Here is a 22924-nt window from a genome sequence, read left to right as displayed (position 1 = left end):
CCGGTCATAGCTCGTGCAGGCAGCGGATGAGAATGAGTGAAAGGAACGTCCCATGAAGGTCGTAGTGATCGGCGGCACCGGACTGATCGGTTCGAAGGTCGTCGGCAAGCTCAACGAACACGGGCACGAGGCGGTGGCGGCCGCCCCGAACACCGGCGTGAACACACTGACGGGCGAGGGCCTGGCCGAGGTGCTGGAGGGCGCGGCCGTCGTGATCGACGTCTCCAATTCGCCCTCCTTCGCGGACGACGCCGTCATGGAGTTCTTCCGCACCTCCACCACCAACCTCCTCAAGGCGGAAGCGAACGCCGGTGTCGCCCACCACGTCGCCCTGTCGGTGGTGGGTACGGAACGGCTCCAGGAAAGCGGCTACTTCCGTGCCAAGCAGGCCCAGGAGGAACTGATCAAGGCCTCCGGGATCCCCTGGTCGATCGTGCACGCCACGCAGTTCTTCGAGTTCATGAAGGGCATCGCCGAGTCGGCGACCGAGGGTGACACCGTCAGGCTGGCCCCGGTGAAGATCCAGCCCGTCCATTCGGACGACGTCGCCGCCACCGTGGGCCGCACCGCCGTGGGCACGCCGGTCAACGGTGTGGTCGAGGTGGCCGGTCCCGACACCTTCCAGTTGGACGAGCTGATCCGCAAGGGCCTGGCCGCCAAGAACGACCCGCGCACGGTCGTCACCGACGTGCACGCCCCGTACTTCGGCGCCGAACTGCAGGAGACCACGCTGCTTCCCGGCCCGGACGCCCGCATCGGCGAGACCCGTTTCGCCGACTGGCTCGCCCAGCAGTAGGCGCGTCTTCATGGGCCTGTCGTTCCATACCCCGTGGAACGACAGGCCCATTTTTTGTACGGCGCCGTAGATCAGCCGCCGCGCCGCATCCACGCCGCTGAAGTGCTCCAAGAAAGCACTGTCACAGCGTCCTCGGTCCCTCGGTCGTTGGGGGAGAGACGATCGCCGGGTCTGTGAGCGCCTCGTGGCCGCATTCCGACAACCCGGGCCCCGGAGGAATGGAGTCAGAGGGACATGTATCCAAAGGCATCCCCGACAGCGGTACCCCCCGCGGACAGGAACCTCGCCCAGGCTGTCACCACGTTCGTGGAGCTGCGGCCCCGGCTCTTCGGTATCGCCTACCGCATCCTGGGCAGTGCGACGGAAGCCGAGGACGTCGTGCAGGAGGCGTGGCTGCGCTGGCAGCGGACCGACCGTTCGGCGGTGGTCAGCCCCGCGGCGTTCCTCTCGAGCACCACGACAAGGCTGGCCATCAACGTGGCGCAGTCCGCCCGGGTGCGCCGCGAGACCTACATCGGGCCCTGGCTGCCCGAACCCATCGACACCAGCATCGACCCGGTGGCCGGCGCCGAACGCGCCGAGGCGCTGGAACTCGCCCTGCTCCTCGTCCTGCAGAAGCTCACGCCCACCGAGCGGGCCGCCTACGTGCTGAGGGAGGCCTTCGAGTACGGCTATGCGGAGATCGCGCAGATGCTGCGCCTGACCCCGGTCAACGCCAGGAAGATCGTGAGCAGGGCGCGCAAGCACCTCACCGACGACGAGCGGGACAGTGTCGACGTCCAGGAGCACCGCAGGCTGCTCGATGCTTTCGTCGCGGCCGCCCAGGAAGGGGACGTGGCCTCGCTCGAAGCGCTCCTGACACCCGACGCGGTCAGTCTGTCCGACGGCAACGGGCTGCGCGGCGCGGCCCGCGTGCCCGTGGTCGGCCGTGCCCGGGTGGCGAACCTGTCGACCGCCGCGTCACGGTTCTGGCCGACGGTCGCGATCGCGCCCGTGCAGGCCAACGGGCGCGCCGGGGTCCTGCTGTACCGGGACGGCCGGCCTGCGACCTTCATGACCATCGCCGCCACCCGGCGGGGGATCCACCGGGTTCTGTGGGTGTTCACCCCCGCCAAGATCGCCGCCTTCCTCGGAACCCGCGCCCACTGCGCACCCCCTGCCCGCGCGTCCCGGCGACGCCGTGCCACGTGAGCTCACCCGGGAAGGGAGCGGTTCCAGCTACGCAGCTTGTCGGGGTTGAGGACGGCCCAGACCTGAAGGACCAGCGAGTCAGCGATGTCGAGGCTCAGCACCGCGGCTACCTGGTCGTCGCAGCGAGCGAGAATGCCGGTGCGCCCGTTGACCGATCCGGTGCACAGGGTCACGCGCCGCTGTCCGGCCAGCAGGACCAACAGGCTGCGGGCGACCTGCTCGTCACCGCGGACGGGGCGGGTCAAGGCCCGGATCTTGCCGCCGCTGTCGAAGAAGGCCGTCGCGTCGGGGGCCAGCAGCGACCGCAGCCGGGGGCCGTCCTGATCACTGCACGCCTGCCGCACGGCAACGGTGATCTCATGCTCGCGACGCGCCGACACGGGCCACGCACGCCGCGCACCCACACTCCACCGAGCCCGCTCGACCGGTTCCGCGTCCTCGCCGCACCACGCCCGCAGAGCCAGGATCTCCCGCGCCTCCCCGCCGGGCCAGGCCGGCGCCGGTCGGGTCAGACACGCCTCGTCCACGACCTGAGTGAGCCAGACGCGGGGGGACGGCATCCGGACCCGCGCCGGATCGGTGAGGCCGTACCAGCGCCGGTAGGCCTCGTCCACGACGCGTTCGGCCATGGCGCGGCTGCCCAGCGCGCGGCAGGCGACGTCCAGCAAGTGCCGCCGTTCGTCGAGCGACTCGGCAAGCGGTACCGCGCCAACGACATGATCCATGGAGCGACCCCCACGCCGACGAGAGTCCGGAGCGCAGCCGCCGCGACGGCATGACTCAGACGTTACCCGCCCCCGTCCGCACCCGGCTGGTCGGCCGGCCTGATCGAGACGGAAGCTGCGGCATGATTTCACAACACAGCAATGATGTGCCACTTAGTGTCACTTCCCCGTCGGTGCAGAGACGCCCGACGGGTCCGCCATCCGCAGCCGAGCGGGGGGCGGATGGGGCAGGGCCGCACGGTCACCGGCGCGCAGTCCGTCGAACGCGATCTCCAGGAAGCGTTCCCACGCTCGCGGTTCGCGGTCCAGCAGCGGCTGGGCGGTCTGGTGGACGCCGCCGAGGAGCAGCACGATGTCGGTTCCGGTGATGTCCCCGCGGACGGTTCCTTGTTCTCTGGCCCGGGCGGTGAGGTTCTCGACCGTGTCGCAGAGCCGGTCGATCGCCTCGCGTACGTCCGCGTGCTGGAGCGAGGGCCGGCCGATGACGTCGCAGAACGCGCGGTCGGCGGCGAGCAGGCCGATTCCGTGTGCCATGAAGTCCTTCAGCGCACGGCCGGCGTCGTCGGCGCGCAGGAGCCGGTCCGCCGTCTCGAGCAGCCGGTCGAGGAGCTGCATCATGATCGCCGCGAGCAGGTCGTCCTTCGTCGGGAAGTGCCGGAACACCGTGCCCTTGGCGACGCCGGCTCGCTGGGCGATCGTGTGCATCGGCACCTCCACCCCGCATTCTGCGAAGGCCTCCGTGGCCGCTCGCAGAAGCAGCCTCCGATTGCGCACGCTGTCGGCCCTGGCCTGCACCGCCGCGGCTCTCCCGGTCATGACGCCTCCCTCTGCGTGTCACAACATTAACACTGAACATGACTCGGGGGTCATTTTCAGTGTTACTCTGACACAACATGACCCCTCGGTCACCTTCTCGGGCCGCCTTGATCTGTCCTCGCACACGACCCGGCCTGCCCGTCCCACCCCACCACCTCGTTCGGAGATGACATGAGTTCCGTTCTCGACCCCAAGGTCGTCCTCGTCACCGGCGCCTCCTCCGGCATCGGCAGGGCGACCGCACTGGCGCTTTCCAACGCGGGGGCCGCCGTGGCCGTCGGCGGCCGCAGGACCGACCGGCTCGAAGCACTGGCACAGGAAGCGCCCGGGGAGATCCTCGTTCTGGACATGGACGTCAGCGACCCCGAGTCGGTGCGCAAGGCCGTCGACCGGACCGTCGAACGCTTCGGCACCCTCGACATCGTCGTGAACAACGCAGGCATCATGCTCACCGGCCCCGTCCTGGACGCGGACCTCGCGGAATGGACCCGCATGGTGGAGACCAACCTGCTGGGCTCCATGTACACGGTGCACGCCGCGCTGCCCCACCTGCTGCGCTCCCGCGGCGCGGTGGTCCAGATCTCCTCCACCTCGGGCCGTATCTCCTCGGCCGGCGCCGCGGTCTACTCCGCCACCAAGTTCGGCGTCAACGCCTTCGCCGAGGCGCTGCGCCAGGAGGTGACCGAGCAGGGGGTCCGTGTCGTCCTCGTGGAGCCGGGCTTCGTCTCGACCGAGTTGGCCGACCACATCGCCGACCCGAACCATCGTGCCGCGGTCAAGGCCATGGCCGAGTCGATGCGGACCCTTCAGCCGGAGGACATCGCAGCCGCGGTGGTCTACGCCGTCACCCAGCCCGACCACGTCGCGGTCAACGAGATCCTCGTACGCCCCACCGATCAGTCCCGCTGATCACCCGCTGGGCGGCAGCCGCCGCCCCGCACCCCCCGCTTCCAGCCGGGTACGGGCACGGCGGTCGTCACAGTCGGCCGCCCCGCACGGTCTGAGCTTCGAGAGGCACAGGTCGTGCCTCTGCCCGTACCTCGGCTGAGAGGCAAGCATGAACACGCGCATCGTTACCGTGGCCGAAGGAAAGCAGCTCGCGCGCTCCGTGGCGATCGGTACCCACCGCCTGACAGCCGACGAGCCGGAGCCCGTCGGCACCGACACCGGCCCCACCCCGGGCGAACTCCTCCTGGCCGCGCTCGGAGCGTGCACGTCCATGGCGGTGCGGGCCTACGCGCAGCGCCACGAATGGCCGCTGGACCGGGTGGACGTCGCGGTCCGCTACGGCGCACAGGGGCAGGTGGTCAAGAACATCGGGCTGGTCGGGGAGTTGGCCCCCGCGCAGCGGGACCAGCTCCTCGCGGTCGCGGGACGCTGTCCCGTCCATCGGCTGCTGACCAAGGACGTCACGATCATCACCGTGCCCACGCTGCTCGCGGAGCCCGCACCGCTGCCGTGACGTCAGGCCCACACGAGAAACGCGGGGTGCGGGGTCCGGCCGTGAAGCCGGACCCCGCACCCCGCGTCGGTGTGGCGCGGGCCTGCGGCGCTCAGGCGGTCGCCTGCGCCGCCTCGTTGATCAGACGGGCCACGTCACCGGGGCGCGAGACGCTGACCGCGTGGGAGGCGGAGACCTTCATGACGGTAGCCCCGGCCCGCTCGGCCATGTAGGTCTGCGCCTGCGCGGGGATGTTCCGGTCCCTGTCCGCCACCAGCACCCAGGAGGGAATGTCCCGCCACGCGGGCGCGGACGCGCCCTCCGCCAGCGCGACTTCGGCCACCGGCCGCTGCGTCGCGGCCATGACGGCCGTTGTCTCCTCGGGGACGTCGGCGGCGAACTGCTCGTGGAACTTGGCCTGTTCGATGTACAGGTCCCTGACCTGGCTGCCGTCGGGCAGCGTCACCGGCACGGGCCGGAGCGTGTCGCCGAGGGTGCTGCCGGGGAACTTGCCCGACAGGGTGACGGCGCTCTCGCCCTCCTCCGGCAGGAACGCCGCGACGAAGACGAGTGCCTTGACCTCGGGCAACCCCTTGGCCGCGTTGCTGATGACGGACCCGCCGTAGGAATGGCCGACGAGGACGACGGGGCCCTCGACGGACGTCACTATCTGCCGGACGTACTCGGCGTCGCTGGTCAGTCCGCGCAGCGGATTGGCGACGGCGATCACCGGATAGTCGTGCGCGAGCAGCTTGTCGACGACGCCGTTCCAACTGGAGCCGTCCGCGAACGCGCCGTGTACGAGGACGATGGTGGGCTTGGGTGCACTCATGGGAAATGACCTTTCGACGTGCCGGGGGAAGGTGATCGGGTGCGCCGTCTCAGTCGGTTCCGAGAGCGTTGCGCAGCACGTGGATGGCCTGCTCGACGGCGGCGGTCGACGCCTGGGTGCCGCGGACCGTGTTCAGCATCATGAAGTCGTGCAGAGAGGCGTTGTAGCGGATGCTGGTCGTCGGCACACCGGCCTGGACGAGCTTGCGGGCGTAGGCCTCGCCCTCGTCGCGCAGCACGTCGTTCTCGTCGACGACGACGAACGCGGGCGGCAGGTCCCGGAGGTCTTCCAGGGTTGCCCGCAACGGCGAGGCGGTGATCTGGGCGCGCTCGGCGGGGTCAGTCGTGTAGGCGTTCCAGAACCATTCCATGGCCTTGGCCGTCAGGTGCGGACCGTGCGCGAAGGTGCGGTAGCTCTCGGTGTCCTGGGCCGCGTCGGTGACGGGGTAGTACAGCGACTGGTGCACGAAGGCAACGTCACCCCGCTGCTTGGCCAGGTGGGTCAGGGCGGCGGTCATGTTGCCGCCGACCGAGTCACCGGCGACGGCCAGGCGGGAGGCGTCGAGCCCTTCGTCGGCGCCCTCGGCGGTGATCCACCGGGCGGTCGCGTAGGCCTGCTCGACGGCGACCGGGTACTTGGCCTCCGGGGAGCGGTCGTACTCCACGAACACCAGGGCCGCCTTCACCCCGACGGTCAGCTCGCGCACGAGCCGGTCGTGTGTGCCGGCGTTGCCGAGGATCCAGCCGCCGCCGTGCACGTAGAGGATGACGGGCAGCGGGCCGGTGCTGCCGACGGGCTTGAGGATACGCACCCGCACATCGCCGACCGAGGCCGGAACGGTGATCCACTTCTCGTCCACGGGGAGCTTCTCGATCGGCTGCGCCTGCACGTCGTCGAGGAGCTTGCGGGCGCCCTCGACCCCGAGTTCGTACAGCAGCGGCGGCTTCGCGGTCGCGTCGGCGAAGTCCTGTGCGGCGGGCTCGAGAACGATGTCGGTCATGGTGTGATCCTTCTCTGGCGATTAAGGAGGACTTTTCACACCATGGGACCGGGCCCGGCGCAGATGTGTGACACGTAAGGGTCCCGGGCCGTCGGACACGCCCGGGACCGGACGACGTAGCGGAGCCTAGGAACGGAGTGTGCCGGGCTTCGGCAGCGGCTCGCCGTCCACGAAGAGGTCGACGTGCTCGTTGTAGAAAGCCGTCAGGCCCGCGATGCGGTTGGCGTGGATGGTCGGGAAGTCGTACGCCCAGGCGATGTCCTCGTGGACGGCGGTGGGACCGTCGAACGACCAGTAGCCGCTGGTCGTTCCCTTGTACGGGCAGCGGGTCACCGTGTCGGTCCGCCGCAGCCGGGTCCAGTCGACGTGCGCGCGGTCGAGGTAGTAGCGCGTCGGCAGGCCGGTCTCGAAGAGTTTGACGCACGCCGGTGCCTCCGCCAGGACCACGCCCTCCAGCTCCACGCGGACGCTGCTGGAGGAACGCACGGCGTCCACCCGCGAGTACGGGCTCCTGGGGTGGACGAAGACGGGTTCGTCCTCCTCGAACCAGTAGTCGATGGCCGGCCACTCGAAGCGCACCGTGCCCTGGAGCGGCGCCGGGGCGTCCTTGCCCCATACCCAGGCGGCACCGGGGCGCGAGTCGCCGCCCACGGACAGCGTGTGCCGGTGCGCTGTGCCCGCCCCGTGCTCCTCGGCGACCCCTTCGTCGTCGAGGACGCCGTCGACGAGGTCCCGCACCGGGATGCTGAACTGCGGGTACGCCTGCCACTCCCAGACGTACAGGGCGCGCCGCGTGTCGAAGACGGTGCGCCCGCCGATCACGCCCCTGATACGGCGGGGCACCGGCTCCACGTGCCCGACGGGCACGAGGAAGCTGGGATGCAGAACACTTTCGGTTTCCATGATCATCACCTGGATCGATCGGATCGGGGCCCGCCCTGCACCTACGCGCACAGCGCTGAGCAGGGCTTGTTTCGCTGTCACAGGAGGTGGCGGAGGTCGGTCTGTGCGGGGAGACAGCCCCCCGTGGAGAGGAGATCACGCCGTGCAGACGCGTACCCATTTTGACGCCAACACTCTTGACACTAACAAACCAACGTTCTTATGCACACTATGCACACTGTCGCCGAGGGCCGGACCCGGCGGCGACCGGGCCCGGTAAGGCGCCCGGCCCCACGCCCGGTACCCCAGCCGCGCCCGACCGGAACCGCGGCTCCCCTCCCCCACCGCTCCTTCGTCGGAGGATTCGCATGTCAGCCCTGCCCCTGCTCGCCCCGCTGCGACGCGTCACGACCGACGTGCTCGAAGTCGCCTACTACGAGACGGGCTCCCCCGACGGCGACACCGTCGTCCTTCTGCACGGTTTCCCCTACGACATCCACAGTTACGTGGACGTGGCCCCCCTGCTGGCCGAAGGCGGATTCCGGGTCATCGTCCCCCACCTGCGAGGGCACGGCCCCACCAGATTCCTGTCCGACTCCCTTCCGCGTTCCGGCCAGCAGGCGGCTCTGGGGGCCGACGTCATCGCGCTCCTGGACGCCCTCGGCATCGAGCGGGCCTACCTCGCCGGCTACGACTGGGGCGGTCGCGCGGCCACGGTCGCCGCGGCACTGTGGCCCGAACGGGTCCTCGGCCTGGTCTGCGTCAACGGCTACCTGATCCAGGACATCGGCGCCGCCATGAACCCCCTCGCCCCCGAACTGGAGGCGGGTTTCTGGTACTTCTACTACTTCCTCACCGAGCGCGGCCGCACCGGACTGGCAGCCGATCCACGGGGCGTCGCCCGGGTCATCTGGAAACGCAACTCCCCCGTGTGGGCCTTCGGTGAAGCCGAACTGGAGCGGGCCGCCGAGGCCTTCACCAATCCGGACTACGTCGACGTCGTCATCCACTCCTACCGGCACCGGCTCGGCCTGGCATCCGGCGCGGACGCGTACGCCCATCTGGAAGCCCGCCTCGCCGGCCTTCCTCCGATCACCGTCCCCACGGTCACCCTGGACGGCACCGCCGACGGCAACTTCCCGGCGACCGACGGGTCGTCGACCGCTCACCACTTCACCGGGCCCCGCCTGCACCTTCAGGTCGCGGACGCCGGTCACAACCTGCCGCAGGAACGCCCCGAGGCATTCGCCGCGGCGGTCCGGGACGTACGGGCCCTGCGACGGGGACACCCCCGCCACGACTGCTTCACCCGCTGACACCCGGCCGCCTCAGGAAAGGAAAACACCATGTCGTACCCCTACCCGGCACAGAAGTACTTCGGAGACGACGGCGAGGTCAGCGCCGTGTTCCGGCCTGCCGACACACCGCCCGATCTCGGCGAGAGCGGGCCGGGCAAGGACGCCACCCACTATCTGGCCACCACCGCGACCACCCGCGGTGAGCTCGGGCTCTACCGCGTCGAGATGAGGCCGCGGGCCGGCGGTCCGAAGACGCATTTCCACAGGCGGATCTCGGAGTCGTTCTACATCCTGGACGGCACCGTGCGCATCTTCGACGGTGTGCGGTGGGTGGACGCCCGCAAGGGCGACTTCGTGCACGTGCCGCAAGGCGGGCTGCACGCCTTCCGTAACGACTCCGACGCACCGGCGGACATGCTCCTGCTGTTCACACCCGGTGCGCCGCGAGAGGAGTACTTCGAGCAGGTGTCGACGCTGGCGCACGCCTCGGAGGAGGAGCGCTCCGCGTTCTTCGACCGGCACGACTCCTACTTCGTGGAGTAGGCCCGCCCCTGCGGTGTCCCGCGGTGCCCGCGTCCACCCCACCGCCGCGCTCGCGGGACACCTGGTATCGGGCAGCTTGTCACGACAACTCCTTTCGTCCGGTCAACAAGGCAGGGCGCGCGGGCTCACCCGGTCTGCCCGTCGCCTTCTCAGCACTTCCGACCGTCACGCCCGGCCGTCCCACCCCGGCGAAGGAGACAGCATGAAGGTCGTCATTGCAGGCGCCATGGGGCGGATCGGCTCGAGAGCGGTCATCCGTCTTCGAAAGGACGGGACGCAGGTGCTGCCCTTCTCCCGCCACGCCCGGTCGCGTCCGACGACGTCGCCGCCGCACTCGCCCACGTCGCCGGCGGGGTGCCGCTGTTCGGCGTCCTGGAGGCCGCTCGCCTCGAGGAGCGAGCGTTCGTCGACCTCGCCGCCCACGACCGCGCGCCCATTGATCGGCGAGGCACAGACGCCGTTCTTCGGTGCCCTGATCGGAGAGCGGACGCCGCTGCCCGGACCGGACGCCCATTCGGGCCGTCACACCATGGCCCAGCCGCTCAAGGACCGCTGATCCACCCGCGCCGCACCGTCCGACGGCCCGCGTCATCCACCACCCTCTCCTCCCCTCTCCCCCGCCCCATCCCTCGAGGAAGGCCGCCCATGAGTGACCCGTCCCGGCCCACCGTGTCCCCGTCGAGCAGTGAGCTCGACCAGCTTCCCGACCGTGACCGCGAGGAGACCGCAGAGTGGCAGGCCTCCCTCGACGCCGTCATACGCAACGCCGGGCCCGATCGGGCGGTGTACCTGATCCGGCGCGTGCACGAGTACGCGGCCCGCGCCGGCCTGTCCGTACCGGGCCTGCTCACCACGGACTACGTCAACACCGTCCCGGCGGCCGCGCAGCCGGAGTTCGACGGTGACATCGCCATGGAAACGAGGATCACCGCCCTGAACCGGTGGAACGCGGCGGCCATGGTGACCCGCGGCTCCCGACTCGGCCTCGGCGGACACATCTCCACCTACGCCTCGGCGGCCTGGCTGTACGAGATCGGCTTCAACCACTTCTTCCGCGGCAAGGAACAGGACGGCTCAGGCGACCAGTTGTTCCTCCAGGGACACGCCTCGCCTGGCATCTACGCCCGGGTGTTCCTCGAAGGCCGCCTGAGCGAGCAGCAGTTGGACGGCTTCCGGCGCGAGGCCGGCGGTCACGGCCTGCCGTCCTACCCGCATCCCAGGCGCCTGCCGTGGCTGTGGGAGTTCCCCACCGTGTCCATGGGCCTCGGCCCGCTCGGCGCCGTCTACCAGGCCCGCTTCAACCGCTATCTGCAGGCCCGCGGCATCAAGGACACCTCCGCCTCCCGCGTGTGGGCGTTCCTCGGCGACGGGGAGACGGACGAGCCGGAGGCCACGGCCGCCCTGACGCTGGCCTCCCGTGAGGGCCTGGACAACCTCACCTTCGTGATCAACTGCAACCTGCAACGCCTCGACGGACCCGTGCGGTCCAACTCCAAGATCGTGCAGGAGCTGGAGGCCCGCTTCCGCGGGGCGGGCTGGAACGTCGTCAAGACCCTGTGGGGTGAGGCCTGGGACCCGCTGCTGGCCCAGGACACGACCGGCGACCTGGTGCGCCGCCTGGGCGAGGAGCCCGACGCCCAGATGCAGACCTTCGCCGCGCGGGACGCCGCCTACATCCGCAAGAACTTCTTCGTCGGGGACACCCTGTCCGCACTCTCCGCCACCCTGAGCGACGCCCAGGTGGTGGAGCTCTTCGAGAACTCCCGTGGCGGGCACGAGCCGTTGAAGGTGTACGCCGCCTACCGGGCCGCCGTCGAACACCGGGGAGCTCCGACGGTGATCCTCGCCCAGACGGTCAAAGGGCACACCCTCGGGTCGGCGTTCGAATCCCGCAACGCCAACCACCAGATGAAGAAACTGACCATGGCCCAGTTCCGCGAGCTGCGCGACGTACTGGACCTGCCCATCCCCGACAGCGCCCTCGCCGGTGACGTCGTCCCCTTCTGGCACCCGGGAGAGAATTCGCCCGAGGTCCGGTACCTGCGCGAGCGGCGCGCCGCACTGGGCGGTCCCGCCCCCGCGCGCCGCGTGATCGCCAAGCCGCTGCCGGAGCCCGCCCCGCAGCCGTTCGAGGCGCTGCTCAAGGGCTTCGGCCCCCAGAAGGTCGCCACCACCATGGCGTTGGTCCGCCTGGTGAAAGACCTGATGCGGGACAGCCGCACCGGCGCCCGCTGGGTGCCGATCATCCCCGACGAGGCCCGTACCTTCGGCATGGAGTCGATGTTCCCCACGGCCGGCATCTACGCGCCCCAGGGCCAGACCTACGACCCCGTCGACGCCGACCAGCTGCTGCACTACAAGGAGAGCGAGACCGGGCAGCTCCTCATCGAGGGCATCACCGAGGCCGGTTCCATGGCCGAGTTCACCGCCGCCGCGACCTCGTACGCCACCCACGGCGAACCGATGATCCCCTTCTACATCTTCTACGCCATGTTCGGCTTCCAGCGCACCGGCGACCAGTTCTGGGCCCTCGCCGACCAGATGGGCCGCGGCTTCGTCGTCGGCGGCACCGCCGGACGCACCACCATGACCGGCGAAGGTCTCCAGCACGGCGACGGCCACTCGCACCTCCTGGCCGCCACCAACCCGGCGGCCGTCAGCTACGACCCGGCCTTCGCCTTCGAGATCGCGGTCATCGTCCGCGACGGCCTGCGCCGGATGTTCGGGGAGCGGCCCGAGAACGTCTTCTACTACCTCACCGTCTACAACGAGCCGAAGCCCCAGCCGCCCATTCCTGCGTGGCCCGGCATCGAGGAGGGCATCGTCCGCGGCCTGTACCCGTTCCGACCCGGCGACCCCGCCGTGTCCGGCCCTCGGCTGCAGCTCCTGGCCTCCGGCACCGCCGTCCACTGGGCACTGCGCGCGCAGGAACTGCTCGCCGCCGACTGGAACGTGCGCGCCGATGTCTGGTCGGTGACGTCCTGGACGGAGCTGCGCCGGGACGCGATGGACGCCGACACCGCCCGCACGCGCGGCGAGACACGTGTGCCCTTCGTGACCGAGGCGCTCGCCGGCGCGCCGGGGCCGGTCCTGGCCGTCAGCGACTGGATGCGCCAGGTCCCCGACCAGATCGGCCAGTGGATCGAGCAGGACTACTACTCACTGGGCACGGACGGATTCGGCCTGTCCGACACCCGCGAGGACGTACGGCGCTACTTCCGCGTGGACGCCGAATCGATCACCGTGACGGCCCTGGACCGGCTGGCACGGGCCGGGCAAATGGACCCCGACACCGTCGACCGCGCCCGCAAGCACTACGGCCTGGACACCTGAAGGAGCCATAAGCCGCCATGACGATTTCCGTGACTCTTCCCGCGCTCGGCGAGTCCGTCACCGAGGGCACCGTGACCCGCTGGCTGAAGCAGCCCGGCGAGCACGTCCAGGAGGACGAACCGCTGCTGGAGGTGTCCACCGACAAGGTGGACACCGAGATCCCCGCGCCCGCCACGGGAGTGCTGCTGACCATCGTGGTCGGTGAGGACGAGACGGTCGAGGTGGGCGCCGAGCTCGCCGTCATCGGGCCGCCCGACGCCGAGCTGTCGGCGGCGACCGCGGACACCGCCGCCCGGGCCGCGCCGCAGCCCGCACCCACACCGGCGCCGCAACTCGCACCCCCCGCCCCTGCCCCGGGGCCGGGGCCCGGCCCCTCACCGGCACCGGTCACGCAGCCGCCCGCCGCACCGCCTGAGCAGCGCCCACCGGCTCCGGCACCCGCATCCGCTCCGACACCGAGGCCGCAACCCTCCCCCGCCCCCACCCCGGTGCCCGCACCGCCACCGGCAGCCACGGCTGCTCCGGCCCCGCGCCCGCTCCCTGCAGCGGCAACGGCAGCGACTCCGCCGACGTCCGCCCTGCGCGGGCACACGGCCGCCGTCCCCCGGCTGCGCAAGGCCGTCGGCGACAGCCTCAAGCAGGCGCTGCTGGAGCAGGCACAGCTGACCTCCACCGTCGAGGCCGACGTCACCGGCCTGCTGCGGCTGTGGCGGCAAACAGCGGACCGCTTCCTGGCCCGCGAGGGGTTCGCCCTGACACCGATGCCGTTCTTCGTCCTGGCCGCCGCCCAGGCGCTCAAGGCACACCCCGTCATCAACGCCAGGATCGACACGGGCGGCGCGACCATCACGTACTACGACACCGAGAACGTCGGCATCACGGTCGACACCGGCCAGGGGCCGGTGACTCCGGTGGTGCGGGGCGCGGGCGATCTGACCGTCAGCGGCATCGCCCGTGCCGTCCACGACCTCACCGACCACGCCCTCGCCGGCCGGCTCACGCCCGCGGACGTGGCCGGAGCCACCTTCACGGTCTCCGACACCGGAGCGCGCGGCGCCCTCTTCGACACCCTCATCGTCCCGCCGCATCAGGCGGCGATCCTGGGCGTGGGAGCCGCGGTCAGACGGCCGGCCGTCGTGCAGGACGGCGACGAGGAGCTCATCGGTGTCCGCGAACTGGTCCACCTCTCGCTCTCCTACGACCACCGGCTGGTGGACGGCGCGGACGCCGCCCGCTACCTGACCTCCGTGAAGAAGATCGTCGAGGCCGCGGCGTTCGAGGACACGCGCTGAAGCGACGGCGGTGACCATGGCCACCCCCGAGGTGACCAGCGACGCAGATGAGTTGTGTGGCCGAAGACCAGATCTATACGCTCGCAGCCGGGGGTGTTCATGAACGGCGAGAATCCGGGCTTCCTGCACGGGCGGCAGAGCGAGCGAGCGGTGCTGGACCGGCATCTGGCCAAGGTGCGCGACGGCCACAGCGCGGTCCTCGTGCTGCGCGGCGAGGCCGGTATCGGCAAGTCCGCCCTGCTGGACTACGTGGCCGAGACCGCCGAGAACTGCACTGTGGTGCGCGCGGCGGGAGTCGAGGCCGAGATGGAGCTGGCCTTCGGCGGTCTGCACCAGCTGTGCGCGCCCTTCCTCGATCGCCTCGGGCACCTCCCCGATCCGCAGCGGATGGCCCTGGAGACCGCCTTCGGGCTCAGCGCGGGCACTCCCCCGGACCGGTTCCTCGTGGGGCTGGCGGTCCTCAGCCTGCTCGCCGATGTCGCTGAGGAGACGCCGCTGATCTGTCTCGTCGACGACGTGCAGTGGCTCGACCGCGTCTCGGCCCAGATCGTCGGGTTCGTCGCCCGGCGTCTGATGGCGGAGCGCGTGGGGCTGATCTTCGCCGTCCGCGAGGCGGACGGCGAACGCGCTCTGCAAGGGCTGCCCGAACTCACCCTCGGCGGGCTGAGCGAGCCCGACGCCCGCGCCCTGCTGACCTCGGTGCTTCCCGGCCGGTTCGACGAGCCGGTCCGCAGCAGGATTCTCGCCGAGGCACGCGGCAATCCGCTGGCCCTGCTGGAACTGCCCCGCAGCACCTCCGCGGCCGATCTCGCGGGTGGTTATGCCTCACCGTCGATGGGACCGCTCATCGGCAGGCTCGAGCACAACTTCAGCCTGCGCGTCGAGGAACTGCCCCCGCAGACGCGGCGGCTGCTGCTGCTCGCGGCGGCCGAGCCCGTCGGCGACGTCTCACTGCTGCGCCGCGCCGCCGACATCCTCGGCGTGTCCATGAGCGAGGCCTCCCCCGCGGTGGCCGCGCACCTGCTGGAGGTGCGCGCGCGAGTCCAGTTCCGGCACCCGTTGGTGCGCTCGGCCGTCTACCGCGCGGCGGGACCGGCCGAGCGCCGGGAGGCGCACCGGGCGCTGGCCGAGGCCACGGACGCGCGGTCCGACCCCGACCGCCGCGCCTGGCACCTGGCCCGCGCCACGGCGGAGCCCGACGAGGCCGTGGCGGACGAACTGACTCGCTCGGCCGACCGCGCGCAGGCGCGTGGCGGCATCGCCGCATCGGCGGCCTTCCTGGAACGAGCGGCCGAGCTGACGCCCGATCCCGCCCGCCGCCGCAGCAGAGCGCTGGCAGCGGCCCGGGCCAAGTACCTCGCCGGAGCGTTCGACGCCGCGCTGGAGCTGCTGAACGTGGCCGAGATGGGCGCGCTCGACGAGCTGCAACACGCCCAGGCCAGCCTGCTGCGCGGGCAGATCACCTTCGGGTCCCGCAGTGCCGGTGCCACGGTGCCGCTGCTGCTCACGGCGGCCCGGGAGTTCGAGCCGCTCGACGCCGGCATCGCCCGGGAGACCTACCGGGACGCGTTCTACGCGGCCCTCACCGCGGGCCGCGTGTCCAGCGGACCCGGCCTCGAGGAGGTCGCCCGGGCCGCACGCACCGCGCCCCCGACGGATCACCCCGGACCCACCGACCTCCTCCTCGACGGCCTGGCCATCGCCACCACGGACGGCTACGCGGCGGGCGCCCCGATTCTGCGCACCGCGCTGAACACGCTGCGGTGCGGCGGTTTCACCGTGGAACAGTCGGTGGGTTGGCTCCCGTTCGCCTGCCGCATGGCCCACAACGTGTGGGACTTCGACAGCTGGAGCACTCTGTCGGCCAAGCTCGTCCGTCTCGCACGGGAGACCGGAACGCTGTCCGTACTGCCTTCGGCGCTCCTGCTGCGGCTCGCGAACCGGGTCTTCGCCGGTGATCTGGACGACGCTCACTCACTCGCCGCGGAAGCGGTGACGATCGGCGAGGCCACCGGCAGCCACTTCCTCGCCCACTACGGGGCGTTGGTGATCGAACCCTGGCGCGGCCGCGAGACCGAGACCCTGCGGGCGATCGCGACGATCACCGGCGACCGGACCCTCAGCGGCGAGGGAAAGACGCTCACGGCCCCCCAGTGGGCGCTGGCCGTGCTGTACAACGGCCTCGGGCGGTACGAGGAGGCCTGCGCCGCCGCCGCCAAGGGCTGCGAGTACCCGCAGGAGCTGGGGCTGGCCCTGTCCTCCCTGGTCGAGCTGGTGGAGGCGGCGGCCCGCAGCGGACAGCGGGACCTCGCCGTCGAGGCCGTCGGCCGCCTCGAAGCCATCTGCCAGGCCAGTGGTACGGCCTGGGCGACGGGCACCTCCGCGGCGGCCCGTGCCCTGATCAGTGACGGGGACACGGCCGACGCCCTGTACCGGGAGGCGATCGCCCGGCTGGAGAGCACCCCGGTGCGAACGGCGCTGGCCCGCACCCGGCTGCTGTACGGCGAGTGGCTGAGCCGCGAGAACCGCCGGGCCGAGGCCCGGGACCATCTGGCCCGCGCCCACGAGATCCTCGACCGGGCCGGCGCGGAGGCCTTCGCCGAGCGCGCCCGCCGGGAGCTGGAGGCCGCCGGCGAGACCGTGCGCAGGCGCGCCACCGGCCACGACGAGGCGCTCACGCCCCAGGAGGCCCAGATCGCCCGGCTGGCCGGCGAAGGGCTGACCAACCTCGAGATCGGCGCGCAGCTGTTCCTCAGCCCGCACACCATCGAGTGGCATCTGCGGAAGGTGTTCACGAAGCTCGGGATCCGGTCCCGCAAACAGCTGGGCACCGTGCTGCCGGGCGAGGCCACGACTCACGCCTGACTCCCCAGGGGGGCGGCGCCAGGGCCGGGCACTGCGCATGCCGCGGCACGTCCCGTCGGGAGCCCGCGCGGGCCGCACCGACGGCCTCCCCGCCACGCGGTGCGCCCCCGGAACTCCTCTGACCACGGCCCGTGGCTCCGGGCCGGCCATGGCCGGTCCTGCACAGGTCCACCCCCGTCGAGGTCCGGACCGGGCCAGGGGCCCGAGGCGAGTGGGACCAGGGGGGTGACAGGCCCGGGGGGGTGGCGGGCCCCAGGGGCGCCCCGGGGTTGTGGGTGGCGGGCCCCAGGGGGCCCGGGGTCGTGGGTGGCGGGCCCCAGGGACACCCGAGGCCAGGGGGTTTCTGGCCCCGGGGGCCGGTGGGCCAGGGGGTGGGAGGCCCCGGGCCACGGGGTGGCCACGGTACGACCACGGGGTGCCCCACGGTCCATCAGGGGCGCGGCAGTGCCCCTGTCGGCGCGAAGTTGGTCTCGGCGGCGAGGGAAGCCGCCGATCCCCAGCCAGCAGAGGAGCCGATCGTGGATACATCTGTGATCGCAACCCGGCCGAGTCCCCGGCCGAGTCCCCGGCCGAGGCCGCAGTCGGTGACGGTGGCCATCACCGCCGCGCCCGTCGAACTCAACGACGCGGCCTTCGTGTTCGGCCGCATCCGGCCAGGACTGCTCAAGATCGCCAACCGGATTCTTCGAGATCCCGGCGAAGCCGAGGACGTCATCCAGGAGGCGTGGCTGCGCTGGCAGGGCACGGATCGCACCGTCGTCACCGACCCCGGTGCGCTGCTCCGCACCACGACCGTCCGGCTCGCCATCAACGTGCTGCAGTCGGCGCGCAGACGCCGCGAGTCCAGCGCCACCCCCTGGCTGCCGGAGTCCACGGACACCGGGATGTCACCGGAAGCCCTGGCCGAACGCCAGGACTCGGTCGAGCATGCCGTTCTGCTGCTTCTGCAGACCCTGACCCCCAACCAGCGCGCGGCGTACGTGCTGCGCGAGGCGTTCGGCTATTCCTACGACCAGATCGGTGACCTGCTCCACCTGTCCGTCGGGAACGCACGGCAGCAGGTCTCTCGCGCCCAGGACAGGCTGAACAACCGTCGGCACCGGCAGCACGTGGACGCGGCCACCCATCGACGGCTCGTTCAGGCCATCTTCACCGCCGCACGCACCGGAGACCTCGGCCACCTGGAGCACGTGCTGACCAGCCAGGACGCGCCGTACTCCGGCGAGGGGACGGCCGCACGTGACCGGGCGCCTTCCTACCGGGCCACCGCATGACCGGCACATCGCACAGGGACGTGGTGCGCGACGGACGCACCCGCCCCGCCGACGACCGCACGCACTCCTGCGCGACCGACCGATGGGACGCCCTCGACCGCCTCCACCGCCGCGTCCAGGGAACGGTGGAGCGGCGGCTGCGCGAGGAGACCGGGTTCGGCCTGAGCGAAGTACAGGCCCTGCGCCACATGGGCAGCGGCTGCGCCGCGGACGCCGGCGCCGAACCCGTGCGACTCGGGGATGTGGCCAACGGGCTCGGCCTGAGTCAGTCCGCCACGAGCAGGCTGATGGCCCGCCTGCTCCGACAGGGCCTGATCATCTCGAGCGCCGTCGACCACGACCGGCGCGGCGTGCAGATGCTGCTGTCCCCGGCCGGACACGCCGCGCTGCGCCGCGCCGCGTCCCGCTACGAACAGGTCGTCCGGGACGCGGTCGGCGATCTCGGTTCCCAGGACACGGATCCCCTCCTGTGGCATTTCCTCACCGGCGACAGCGAAGCCCGCACGGTCATCCGCTGAGGAAGTCACGCACGGCCGCCGTGAACATCTCGGGACGCTCGATGTGCCCCAGATGGCCCGTCTCCTCCAGAATCACCAGCCGGGAGTCGGGAAGAAGCCGGTGCATCATGTGCGCCCAGCGCGGCCCGCAGATGAAGTCGTCCTCGCCGACCAGGACCAGCGTCGGGACGGCGAGCCGGGACAGCTCGCCGCGGACGTCGAACGGGGGCTCCGCCCCCCACGCCGGTGCCGCGAACATCCGCAGGGATGCCCGCCCCGCGGCGAACTCCTCCTCGCGGCCCCAGTAGTCGTGGAAGTAGGCGGGCGAGATGGTGCGCAGCACCTTCGTCGCGCCCTCGTCGTCGGACCGGTCGAGTCGCGTGGTGAGATCCGCGACGTAGGTGGTCACTTCCGGCCGCTCGTCGGCGTGCCGCTGGACAAAGCCCTCCATGTTGGCCACGGCGGCCGCCCAGAACTCCTCTCCCGTCATCGGTGAGGTGTCGTACAGGACGAGGGACGCCAGGCGCTCAGGGTGGGCGAGGGCGTAGCGCTGCGCGACGAATCCGCCGTGGGAGTGGCCCAGCAGGGCCACCTCGGCGACGCCCAGGTGCTCGATCACCGCGTGCAGGAAGTGGGTGTAGGTGGCGAGGGTGTAGTCGCGTGGGTCGGCCAGCCGGCCCGACTCTCCCGTGCCGACCGGCTCGAGGTAGACGACGGTCATGCTGCGCTCCAGCTCGGGCATGCGCAGGTACTCCCAGCCGATGCCCGGCCCTCCCGAGTGGGCGACGCACACCGGGCCGGTTCCGGCGACGTGGTAGCGCTGCTCGACGGCGGCCGTACCGTGCCGGACGACGAGGGTGTGGGTGCCCGGGGAGAGTGGGTATCGGGGATCGATGGCTGGGCTGGGAAGGGGCCTCGGGCCCTGTGTGGCGTTCACAACTCCCAGATGGTGCGGCGGCCTGGGGCCCCGCTCAAGACATTGTGTCTGTTGTCACAGTGTATTTCACACTGTTTCTCTCCGCCATGGAATGTCACAGGACGTCCCTTCGGGCGGTCAGATGCAGGAGAGGCATCCGCGACGAGTAAGGAGGCGCTGCCATGAGTTGGCGCGAGAGAGCGGCTTGCCGGGATGTCGACCCCGACCTGTTCTTCCCCATCGGCACCGCGGGTCTGACGCTGGTCCAGATCGCCGAGGCGAAGGCCGTGTGCGCCCGGTGCCCCGTGCGGGAGCGGTGTCTGCAGTGGGCGTTGGACGTCGGACAGGTCGAGGGCATCTGGGGCGGCACGACGGAGAGCGAGCGCCGCGCGACGCGAAGGCGCTCGGCGCGTAAGGACATCGAGGGGATCAGTGCGAAGGCGTCCTGACCTAGACACTCCGTCATGATCATTCCTTACGGTGTCATGTCACATCTTCACCACTTTGTCGGTCCCTTCTGACGAGGGCAACGAAACCCGATGCGGCAGCTCGCCGCCATGCACCGTTTCGTTGCGCAGACCCGGCCGCAAGGCGCTCCCGGTGATGTGTTGATGGTGGTAATGACATGAGCGACGCAATCGAACCGGTCACTACGGCGGGCAGCCGCAGCGGTGACAAACTCGCCCACTGGGCGAGAACACGGATGGGCATCGGGCCCGCCGCCACGACCGTCACACGCAGGGCCCGTCCGGAGCACTGGTCCTTCCTGCTGGGCGAGATCTGTCTCTACAGCTTCGTCGTCCTGCTCATCACCGGTGTGTATCTGACGTTCTACTTCCACCCGTCGTCGAACGAGGTCGTCTACGACGGCAGTTACGCTCCGCTGCGCGGCCAGCTGGTGTCCGAGGCGTTCGACTCGACGATGCACATCTCCTTCGACGTACGTGGCGGCCTGCTCATCCGCCAGGCCCATCACTGGGCGGCACTGATCTTCGTCGCCGCCCTGCTGGCCCACCTGATGCGCGTGTTCTTCACCGGCGCCTTCCGCAAGCCGCGCGAGCTGAACTGGGTGGCCGGTTTCGCCCTGCTCGTCCTCGGCATGTTCGGTGGTCTGACCGGCTACGACCTCCCCGGCGACCTCCTGTCGGGTACCGGGCTCGCCGTGGTGAACGGGACACTTCTGTCGGTACCGATCGTCGGCACCTACCTGTCGATGTTCCTGTTCGGCGGCGAGTTCCCCGGGCACGATCTGGTGCCCCGCTTCCACGCGATCCACGTCCTGGTCATTCCGGCGCTGATGCTGGCGCTCGTCGCCTTTCACGCCTTCCTCGGACACCGCCACCGGCACACCCAGTACCCGGGACCCGGCCGCACGGAGCGAAACGTGGTCGGCCTGCCGATGCAGGTGTACGTGGTCAAGGCGGGTGGCTATTTCTGCCTGGTCGCCGGGGTCATCTTCACCATCGCCGCGATCGCCCAGATCAACCCCGTCTGGGAGTTCGGCCCTTATCGCGCCGATCAGGTCTCCGCGGGATCCCAGCCCGACTGGTACATGGGCGTCGCCGACGGGCTGCTGCGTGTCATGCCCGGGTGGGAGGTGAACTTCTGGGGCCACACCCTGGCCCTGGACAATCTGGTCCCTCTCCTCGCCGGCCTCGGCTTCTTCCTCGTCATGGGCGCCTACCCGTTCCTCGAGGCCTGGGTCACCGCCGACGACCGCGAACACCACCTGCTGGAACGGCCGCGCAACCGGCCGGTGCGCACGGCGTTGGGCGTGGCATGGCTCGGCGTCTACCTGGTGGCTCTGCTCGGCGCCGCGAACGACATCATCGCCTTGACCTTCCACATGTCGGTCAACACGGTCACTTGGACGGTCCGCATCGCCTTGTTCGCCGTACCGGTCGCCCTCTTCCTCGTCACCAAGCGCATCGCCCTGGGTCTGCAACGCCGCGATCGCGACAAGGTCCTGCACGGCCGCGAGACCGGCGTCATCAAGCGCCTGCCGCACGGCGAGTACATCGAGGTGCACCAGCCCCTCGCCCCTTACGAACGCCATGCCCTCACGGCGCACGAGCAGTACGAGCCGCTCGACCCCGGACAACCCGATACAGACGGCCGCGCGAACAGCAGGGTGCGCCGGCTGCGCGCGCGGCTCAGCCGCGGCTTCTACGGCGAGGGAACACAGATCCTCAAGCCCACCGTCCAGGAGTACCGGGAAATCACAGGCGAACATCACTTCACCAGCAAAAAGGACTTGGAGATATAAAGTGTCACACCTGCGGCACACATACGGTCCTTGAAGGTGACAACACACCGTTTCCCGAAAGGGCCTCCCATGAACCGCAGTTCCACCTACCGGCGGGTCCGCACCCCCCTCTCCCTCCTGGCCACCGCCTCCGTCGCCACCGCCCTCATCGCCACGGCGGTCGCCCCCGCCCACGCGGACAGGACCACGTCCGCACCGGACGGCGAGAAGAAGCCCACGGTCGTGCTCGTGCACGGCGCGTTCGCCGATTCCACCAGCTGGAACGGCGTCATCAGGAGGCTGCGGCACGAGGGTTACCCCGTCGTCGCCGCGGCCAACCCGCTGCGCGGGCTGGACAGCGACGCCGCCTACCTCAAGGAGGTCCTGGCCGGCATCGACGGCCCGGTGGTCCTGGCCGGACACTCCTACGGCGGATCGGTGATCAGCGACGCCGCCCACGGCGCCGCCAACGTCAAGGCCCTGGTGTTCGTCGCCGCCTTCCTCCCCGAAGAGGGAGAGAGCGCGGTCGAGTTGTCGGGCAAGTTCCCCGGCAGCACCCTCGGCGACGCTCTTCGCTCAGTGCCGGTCACCCTGCCGGACGGCTCCCGCGACGCGGACCTGACGATCGACCCGAGCAAGTTCCGCCAGCAGTTCGCCGCTGACGTCCCCCGCAACACCACGGACCTCATGGCTGTCACCCAGCGCCCCATCACCAGTGCCGCGCTGGCGGACGATGCCTCCGAGCCCGGCTGGAAGGACATCCCGTCCTGGGCCGTGGTCGCCACCCAGGACCGCAACATCCCGGCGCGGACCCAGGTCTTCATGGCGCAGCGCGCCCACGCCCACATCACGCGCGTACGGGCGTCGCACGCCGTGAGTGTCTCCCACCCCGCCGACGTCGCCGGGGTGATCGAGGAAGCAGCTCGGACCGTGCGCTGACCTGTCGTTGATGCGGGTCGGGGGGGCCCACGCACGCTC

The 22924-nt window shown here is 70.7% G+C and carries 21 protein-coding genes; 14 read left to right on the top strand and 7 right to left on the bottom strand.

Features of this window, described 5'->3' with window-relative positions; genetic code table 11:
* Positions 1-52: 52 nt before the first annotated feature.
* Complete coding sequence (locus CRP56_RS41645) at positions 53-796, top strand: SDR family oxidoreductase (RefSeq protein WP_097273158.1); 744 nt, start codon at positions 53-55, stop codon at positions 794-796.
* A gap of 234 nt (positions 797-1030) precedes the next feature.
* On the top strand, positions 1031-1987 hold the full coding sequence (locus tag CRP56_RS41640) for an RNA polymerase sigma-70 factor (RefSeq protein ID WP_097273156.1): 957 nt from the start codon (positions 1031-1033) through the stop codon (positions 1985-1987).
* Positions 1988-1989: 2 nt separating this feature from the next.
* Here the strand turns inward: CRP56_RS41640 and CRP56_RS41635 are convergent, their stop codons facing one another.
* Both CRP56_RS41635 and CRP56_RS41630 read right to left on the bottom strand, forming a co-directional pair.
* A complete protein-coding gene (locus CRP56_RS41635) occupies positions 1990-2712 on the bottom strand; it encodes an RNA polymerase subunit sigma (protein WP_097273153.1) in 723 nt (240 codons plus the stop codon).
* A gap of 159 nt (positions 2713-2871) precedes the next feature.
* Positions 2872-3528 (bottom strand): TetR/AcrR family transcriptional regulator, encoded by a 657-nt coding sequence (locus CRP56_RS41630; RefSeq protein ID WP_097273151.1) that lies wholly within the window; start codon positions 3526-3528, stop codon positions 2872-2874.
* A gap of 171 nt (positions 3529-3699) precedes the next feature.
* Here CRP56_RS41630 and CRP56_RS41625 point away from each other — a divergent pair, with 171 nt between their 5' ends.
* On the top strand, positions 3700-4437 hold the full coding sequence (locus CRP56_RS41625; protein WP_097273149.1) for an SDR family NAD(P)-dependent oxidoreductase: 738 nt from the start codon (positions 3700-3702) through the stop codon (positions 4435-4437).
* A gap of 148 nt (positions 4438-4585) precedes the next feature.
* Positions 4586-4990 carry an OsmC family protein gene (locus CRP56_RS41620; RefSeq protein ID WP_097273147.1) on the top strand — a complete coding sequence of 135 codons (405 nt, stop codon included), beginning with the start codon at positions 4586-4588 and terminating at the stop codon, positions 4988-4990.
* A 91-nt stretch (positions 4991-5081) separates the two neighbouring features.
* Here the strand turns inward: CRP56_RS41620 and CRP56_RS41615 are convergent, their stop codons facing one another.
* The 3 genes from CRP56_RS41615 to CRP56_RS41605 form a co-directional block, all read right to left on the bottom strand.
* Entirely contained in the window at positions 5082-5801 is a 720-nt protein-coding gene (locus CRP56_RS41615; RefSeq protein WP_097273145.1) for an alpha/beta fold hydrolase, read from the bottom strand.
* A gap of 49 nt (positions 5802-5850) precedes the next feature.
* On the bottom strand, positions 5851-6801 hold the full coding sequence (locus tag CRP56_RS41610) for an alpha/beta hydrolase (protein ID WP_097273143.1): 951 nt from the start codon (positions 6799-6801) through the stop codon (positions 5851-5853).
* Between the two features lie 126 nt (positions 6802-6927).
* A complete protein-coding gene (locus CRP56_RS41605; protein ID WP_097275020.1) occupies positions 6928-7704 on the bottom strand; it encodes a DUF427 domain-containing protein in 777 nt (258 codons plus the stop codon).
* Between the two features lie 347 nt (positions 7705-8051).
* Here CRP56_RS41605 and CRP56_RS41600 point away from each other — a divergent pair, with 347 nt between their 5' ends.
* Both CRP56_RS41600 and CRP56_RS41595 read left to right on the top strand, forming a co-directional pair.
* Positions 8052-8999 carry an alpha/beta fold hydrolase gene (locus CRP56_RS41600; RefSeq protein ID WP_097273141.1) on the top strand — a complete coding sequence of 316 codons (948 nt, stop codon included), beginning with the start codon at positions 8052-8054 and terminating at the stop codon, positions 8997-8999.
* Positions 9000-9029: 30 nt separating this feature from the next.
* The gene (locus tag CRP56_RS41595; RefSeq protein WP_097273139.1) at positions 9030-9524 is read left to right on the top strand and encodes a cupin domain-containing protein; all 495 of its coding nucleotides are present in this window, start codon (positions 9030-9032) and stop codon (positions 9522-9524) included.
* A 165-nt stretch (positions 9525-9689) separates the two neighbouring features.
* Here the strand turns inward: CRP56_RS41595 and CRP56_RS47300 are convergent, their stop codons facing one another.
* On the bottom strand, positions 9690-9947 hold the full coding sequence (locus CRP56_RS47300) for a hypothetical protein (protein WP_097273137.1): 258 nt from the start codon (positions 9945-9947) through the stop codon (positions 9690-9692).
* Positions 9948-10169: 222 nt separating this feature from the next.
* Here CRP56_RS47300 and aceE point away from each other — a divergent pair, with 222 nt between their 5' ends.
* The 5 genes from aceE to CRP56_RS41565 all read left to right on the top strand — a co-directional run bounded on the left by aceE (position 10170) and on the right by CRP56_RS41565 (position 18806).
* The gene (gene aceE / locus CRP56_RS41585; protein ID WP_097273135.1) at positions 10170-12857 is read left to right on the top strand and encodes a pyruvate dehydrogenase (acetyl-transferring), homodimeric type; all 2688 of its coding nucleotides are present in this window, start codon (positions 10170-10172) and stop codon (positions 12855-12857) included.
* Between the two features lie 17 nt (positions 12858-12874).
* Positions 12875-14149, top strand: a complete 1275-nt coding sequence (locus CRP56_RS41580) for a 2-oxo acid dehydrogenase subunit E2 (protein WP_097273133.1) — start codon at positions 12875-12877, stop codon at positions 14147-14149.
* 99 nt (positions 14150-14248) lie between these two features.
* Complete coding sequence (locus CRP56_RS41575) at positions 14249-17014, top strand: helix-turn-helix transcriptional regulator (protein WP_097275018.1); 2766 nt, start codon at positions 14249-14251, stop codon at positions 17012-17014.
* A 584-nt stretch (positions 17015-17598) separates the two neighbouring features.
* The gene (locus CRP56_RS41570; RefSeq protein WP_179851249.1) at positions 17599-18288 is read left to right on the top strand and encodes a sigma-70 family RNA polymerase sigma factor; all 690 of its coding nucleotides are present in this window, start codon (positions 17599-17601) and stop codon (positions 18286-18288) included.
* Positions 18285-18806 (top strand): MarR family winged helix-turn-helix transcriptional regulator, encoded by a 522-nt coding sequence (locus tag CRP56_RS41565; protein WP_097273128.1) that lies wholly within the window; start codon positions 18285-18287, stop codon positions 18804-18806. The genes CRP56_RS41570 and CRP56_RS41565 overlap by 4 nt, the downstream gene beginning before the upstream one ends.
* Here CRP56_RS41565 and CRP56_RS41560 read toward each other — a convergent pair.
* Complete coding sequence (locus CRP56_RS41560; RefSeq protein WP_097273126.1) at positions 18796-19722, bottom strand: alpha/beta fold hydrolase; 927 nt, start codon at positions 19720-19722, stop codon at positions 18796-18798. The genes CRP56_RS41565 and CRP56_RS41560 overlap by 11 nt on opposite strands.
* Positions 19723-19883: 161 nt before the next feature.
* Here CRP56_RS41560 and CRP56_RS41555 point away from each other — a divergent pair, with 161 nt between their 5' ends.
* From CRP56_RS41555 to CRP56_RS41545, 3 genes are all read left to right on the top strand, one after another.
* Entirely contained in the window at positions 19884-20150 is a 267-nt protein-coding gene (locus CRP56_RS41555; protein WP_097273124.1) for a WhiB family transcriptional regulator, read from the top strand.
* A gap of 176 nt (positions 20151-20326) precedes the next feature.
* Positions 20327-21967 carry a cytochrome bc1 complex cytochrome b subunit gene (qcrB, locus tag CRP56_RS41550; protein ID WP_097273122.1) on the top strand — a complete coding sequence of 547 codons (1641 nt, stop codon included), beginning with the start codon at positions 20327-20329 and terminating at the stop codon, positions 21965-21967.
* 69 nt (positions 21968-22036) lie between these two features.
* On the top strand, positions 22037-22885 hold the full coding sequence (locus CRP56_RS41545) for an alpha/beta fold hydrolase (RefSeq protein ID WP_097273120.1): 849 nt from the start codon (positions 22037-22039) through the stop codon (positions 22883-22885).
* The last annotated feature ends 39 nt before the right edge of the window (positions 22886-22924 follow it).

Origin of the sequence: Streptomyces sp. TLI_55 (assembly GCF_900206255.1) — a bacterium.
Taxonomy (GTDB): Bacteria; Actinomycetota; Actinomycetes; order Streptomycetales; family Streptomycetaceae; genus Streptomyces; species Streptomyces aquilus.
This window is presented reverse-complemented; position numbering and strand designations above follow the sequence as displayed.

Bases quoted from the DNA above. Each gene is read 5' to 3' on its own strand.
- CRP56_RS41645 (WP_097273158.1), top strand. From the start codon at position 53: ATGAAGGTCGTAGTGATCGGCGGCACCGGACTGATCGGTTCGAAGGTC.
- CRP56_RS41640 (WP_097273156.1), top strand. From the start codon at position 1,031: ATGTATCCAAAGGCATCCCCGACAGCGGTACCCCCCGCGGACAGGAAC.
- CRP56_RS41635 (WP_097273153.1), bottom strand. From the start codon at position 2,712: ATGGATCATGTCGTTGGCGCGGTACCGCTTGCCGAGTCGCTCGACGAA.
- CRP56_RS41630 (WP_097273151.1), bottom strand. From the start codon at position 3,528: ATGACCGGGAGAGCCGCGGCGGTGCAGGCCAGGGCCGACAGCGTGCGC.
- CRP56_RS41625 (WP_097273149.1), top strand. From the start codon at position 3,700: ATGAGTTCCGTTCTCGACCCCAAGGTCGTCCTCGTCACCGGCGCCTCC.
- CRP56_RS41620 (WP_097273147.1), top strand. From the start codon at position 4,586: ATGAACACGCGCATCGTTACCGTGGCCGAAGGAAAGCAGCTCGCGCGC.
- CRP56_RS41615 (WP_097273145.1), bottom strand. From the start codon at position 5,801: ATGAGTGCACCCAAGCCCACCATCGTCCTCGTACACGGCGCGTTCGCG.
- CRP56_RS41610 (WP_097273143.1), bottom strand. From the start codon at position 6,801: ATGACCGACATCGTTCTCGAGCCCGCCGCACAGGACTTCGCCGACGCG.
- CRP56_RS41605 (WP_097275020.1), bottom strand. From the start codon at position 7,704: ATGGAAACCGAAAGTGTTCTGCATCCCAGCTTCCTCGTGCCCGTCGGG.
- CRP56_RS41600 (WP_097273141.1), top strand. From the start codon at position 8,052: ATGTCAGCCCTGCCCCTGCTCGCCCCGCTGCGACGCGTCACGACCGAC.
- CRP56_RS41595 (WP_097273139.1), top strand. From the start codon at position 9,030: ATGTCGTACCCCTACCCGGCACAGAAGTACTTCGGAGACGACGGCGAG.
- aceE (WP_097273135.1), top strand. From the start codon at position 10,170: ATGAGTGACCCGTCCCGGCCCACCGTGTCCCCGTCGAGCAGTGAGCTC.
- CRP56_RS41580 (WP_097273133.1), top strand. From the start codon at position 12,875: ATGACGATTTCCGTGACTCTTCCCGCGCTCGGCGAGTCCGTCACCGAG.
- CRP56_RS41575 (WP_097275018.1), top strand. From the start codon at position 14,249: ATGAACGGCGAGAATCCGGGCTTCCTGCACGGGCGGCAGAGCGAGCGA.
- CRP56_RS41565 (WP_097273128.1), top strand. From the start codon at position 18,285: ATGACCGGCACATCGCACAGGGACGTGGTGCGCGACGGACGCACCCGC.
- CRP56_RS41555 (WP_097273124.1), top strand. From the start codon at position 19,884: ATGAGTTGGCGCGAGAGAGCGGCTTGCCGGGATGTCGACCCCGACCTG.
- qcrB (WP_097273122.1), top strand. From the start codon at position 20,327: ATGAGCGACGCAATCGAACCGGTCACTACGGCGGGCAGCCGCAGCGGT.
- CRP56_RS41545 (WP_097273120.1), top strand. From the start codon at position 22,037: ATGAACCGCAGTTCCACCTACCGGCGGGTCCGCACCCCCCTCTCCCTC.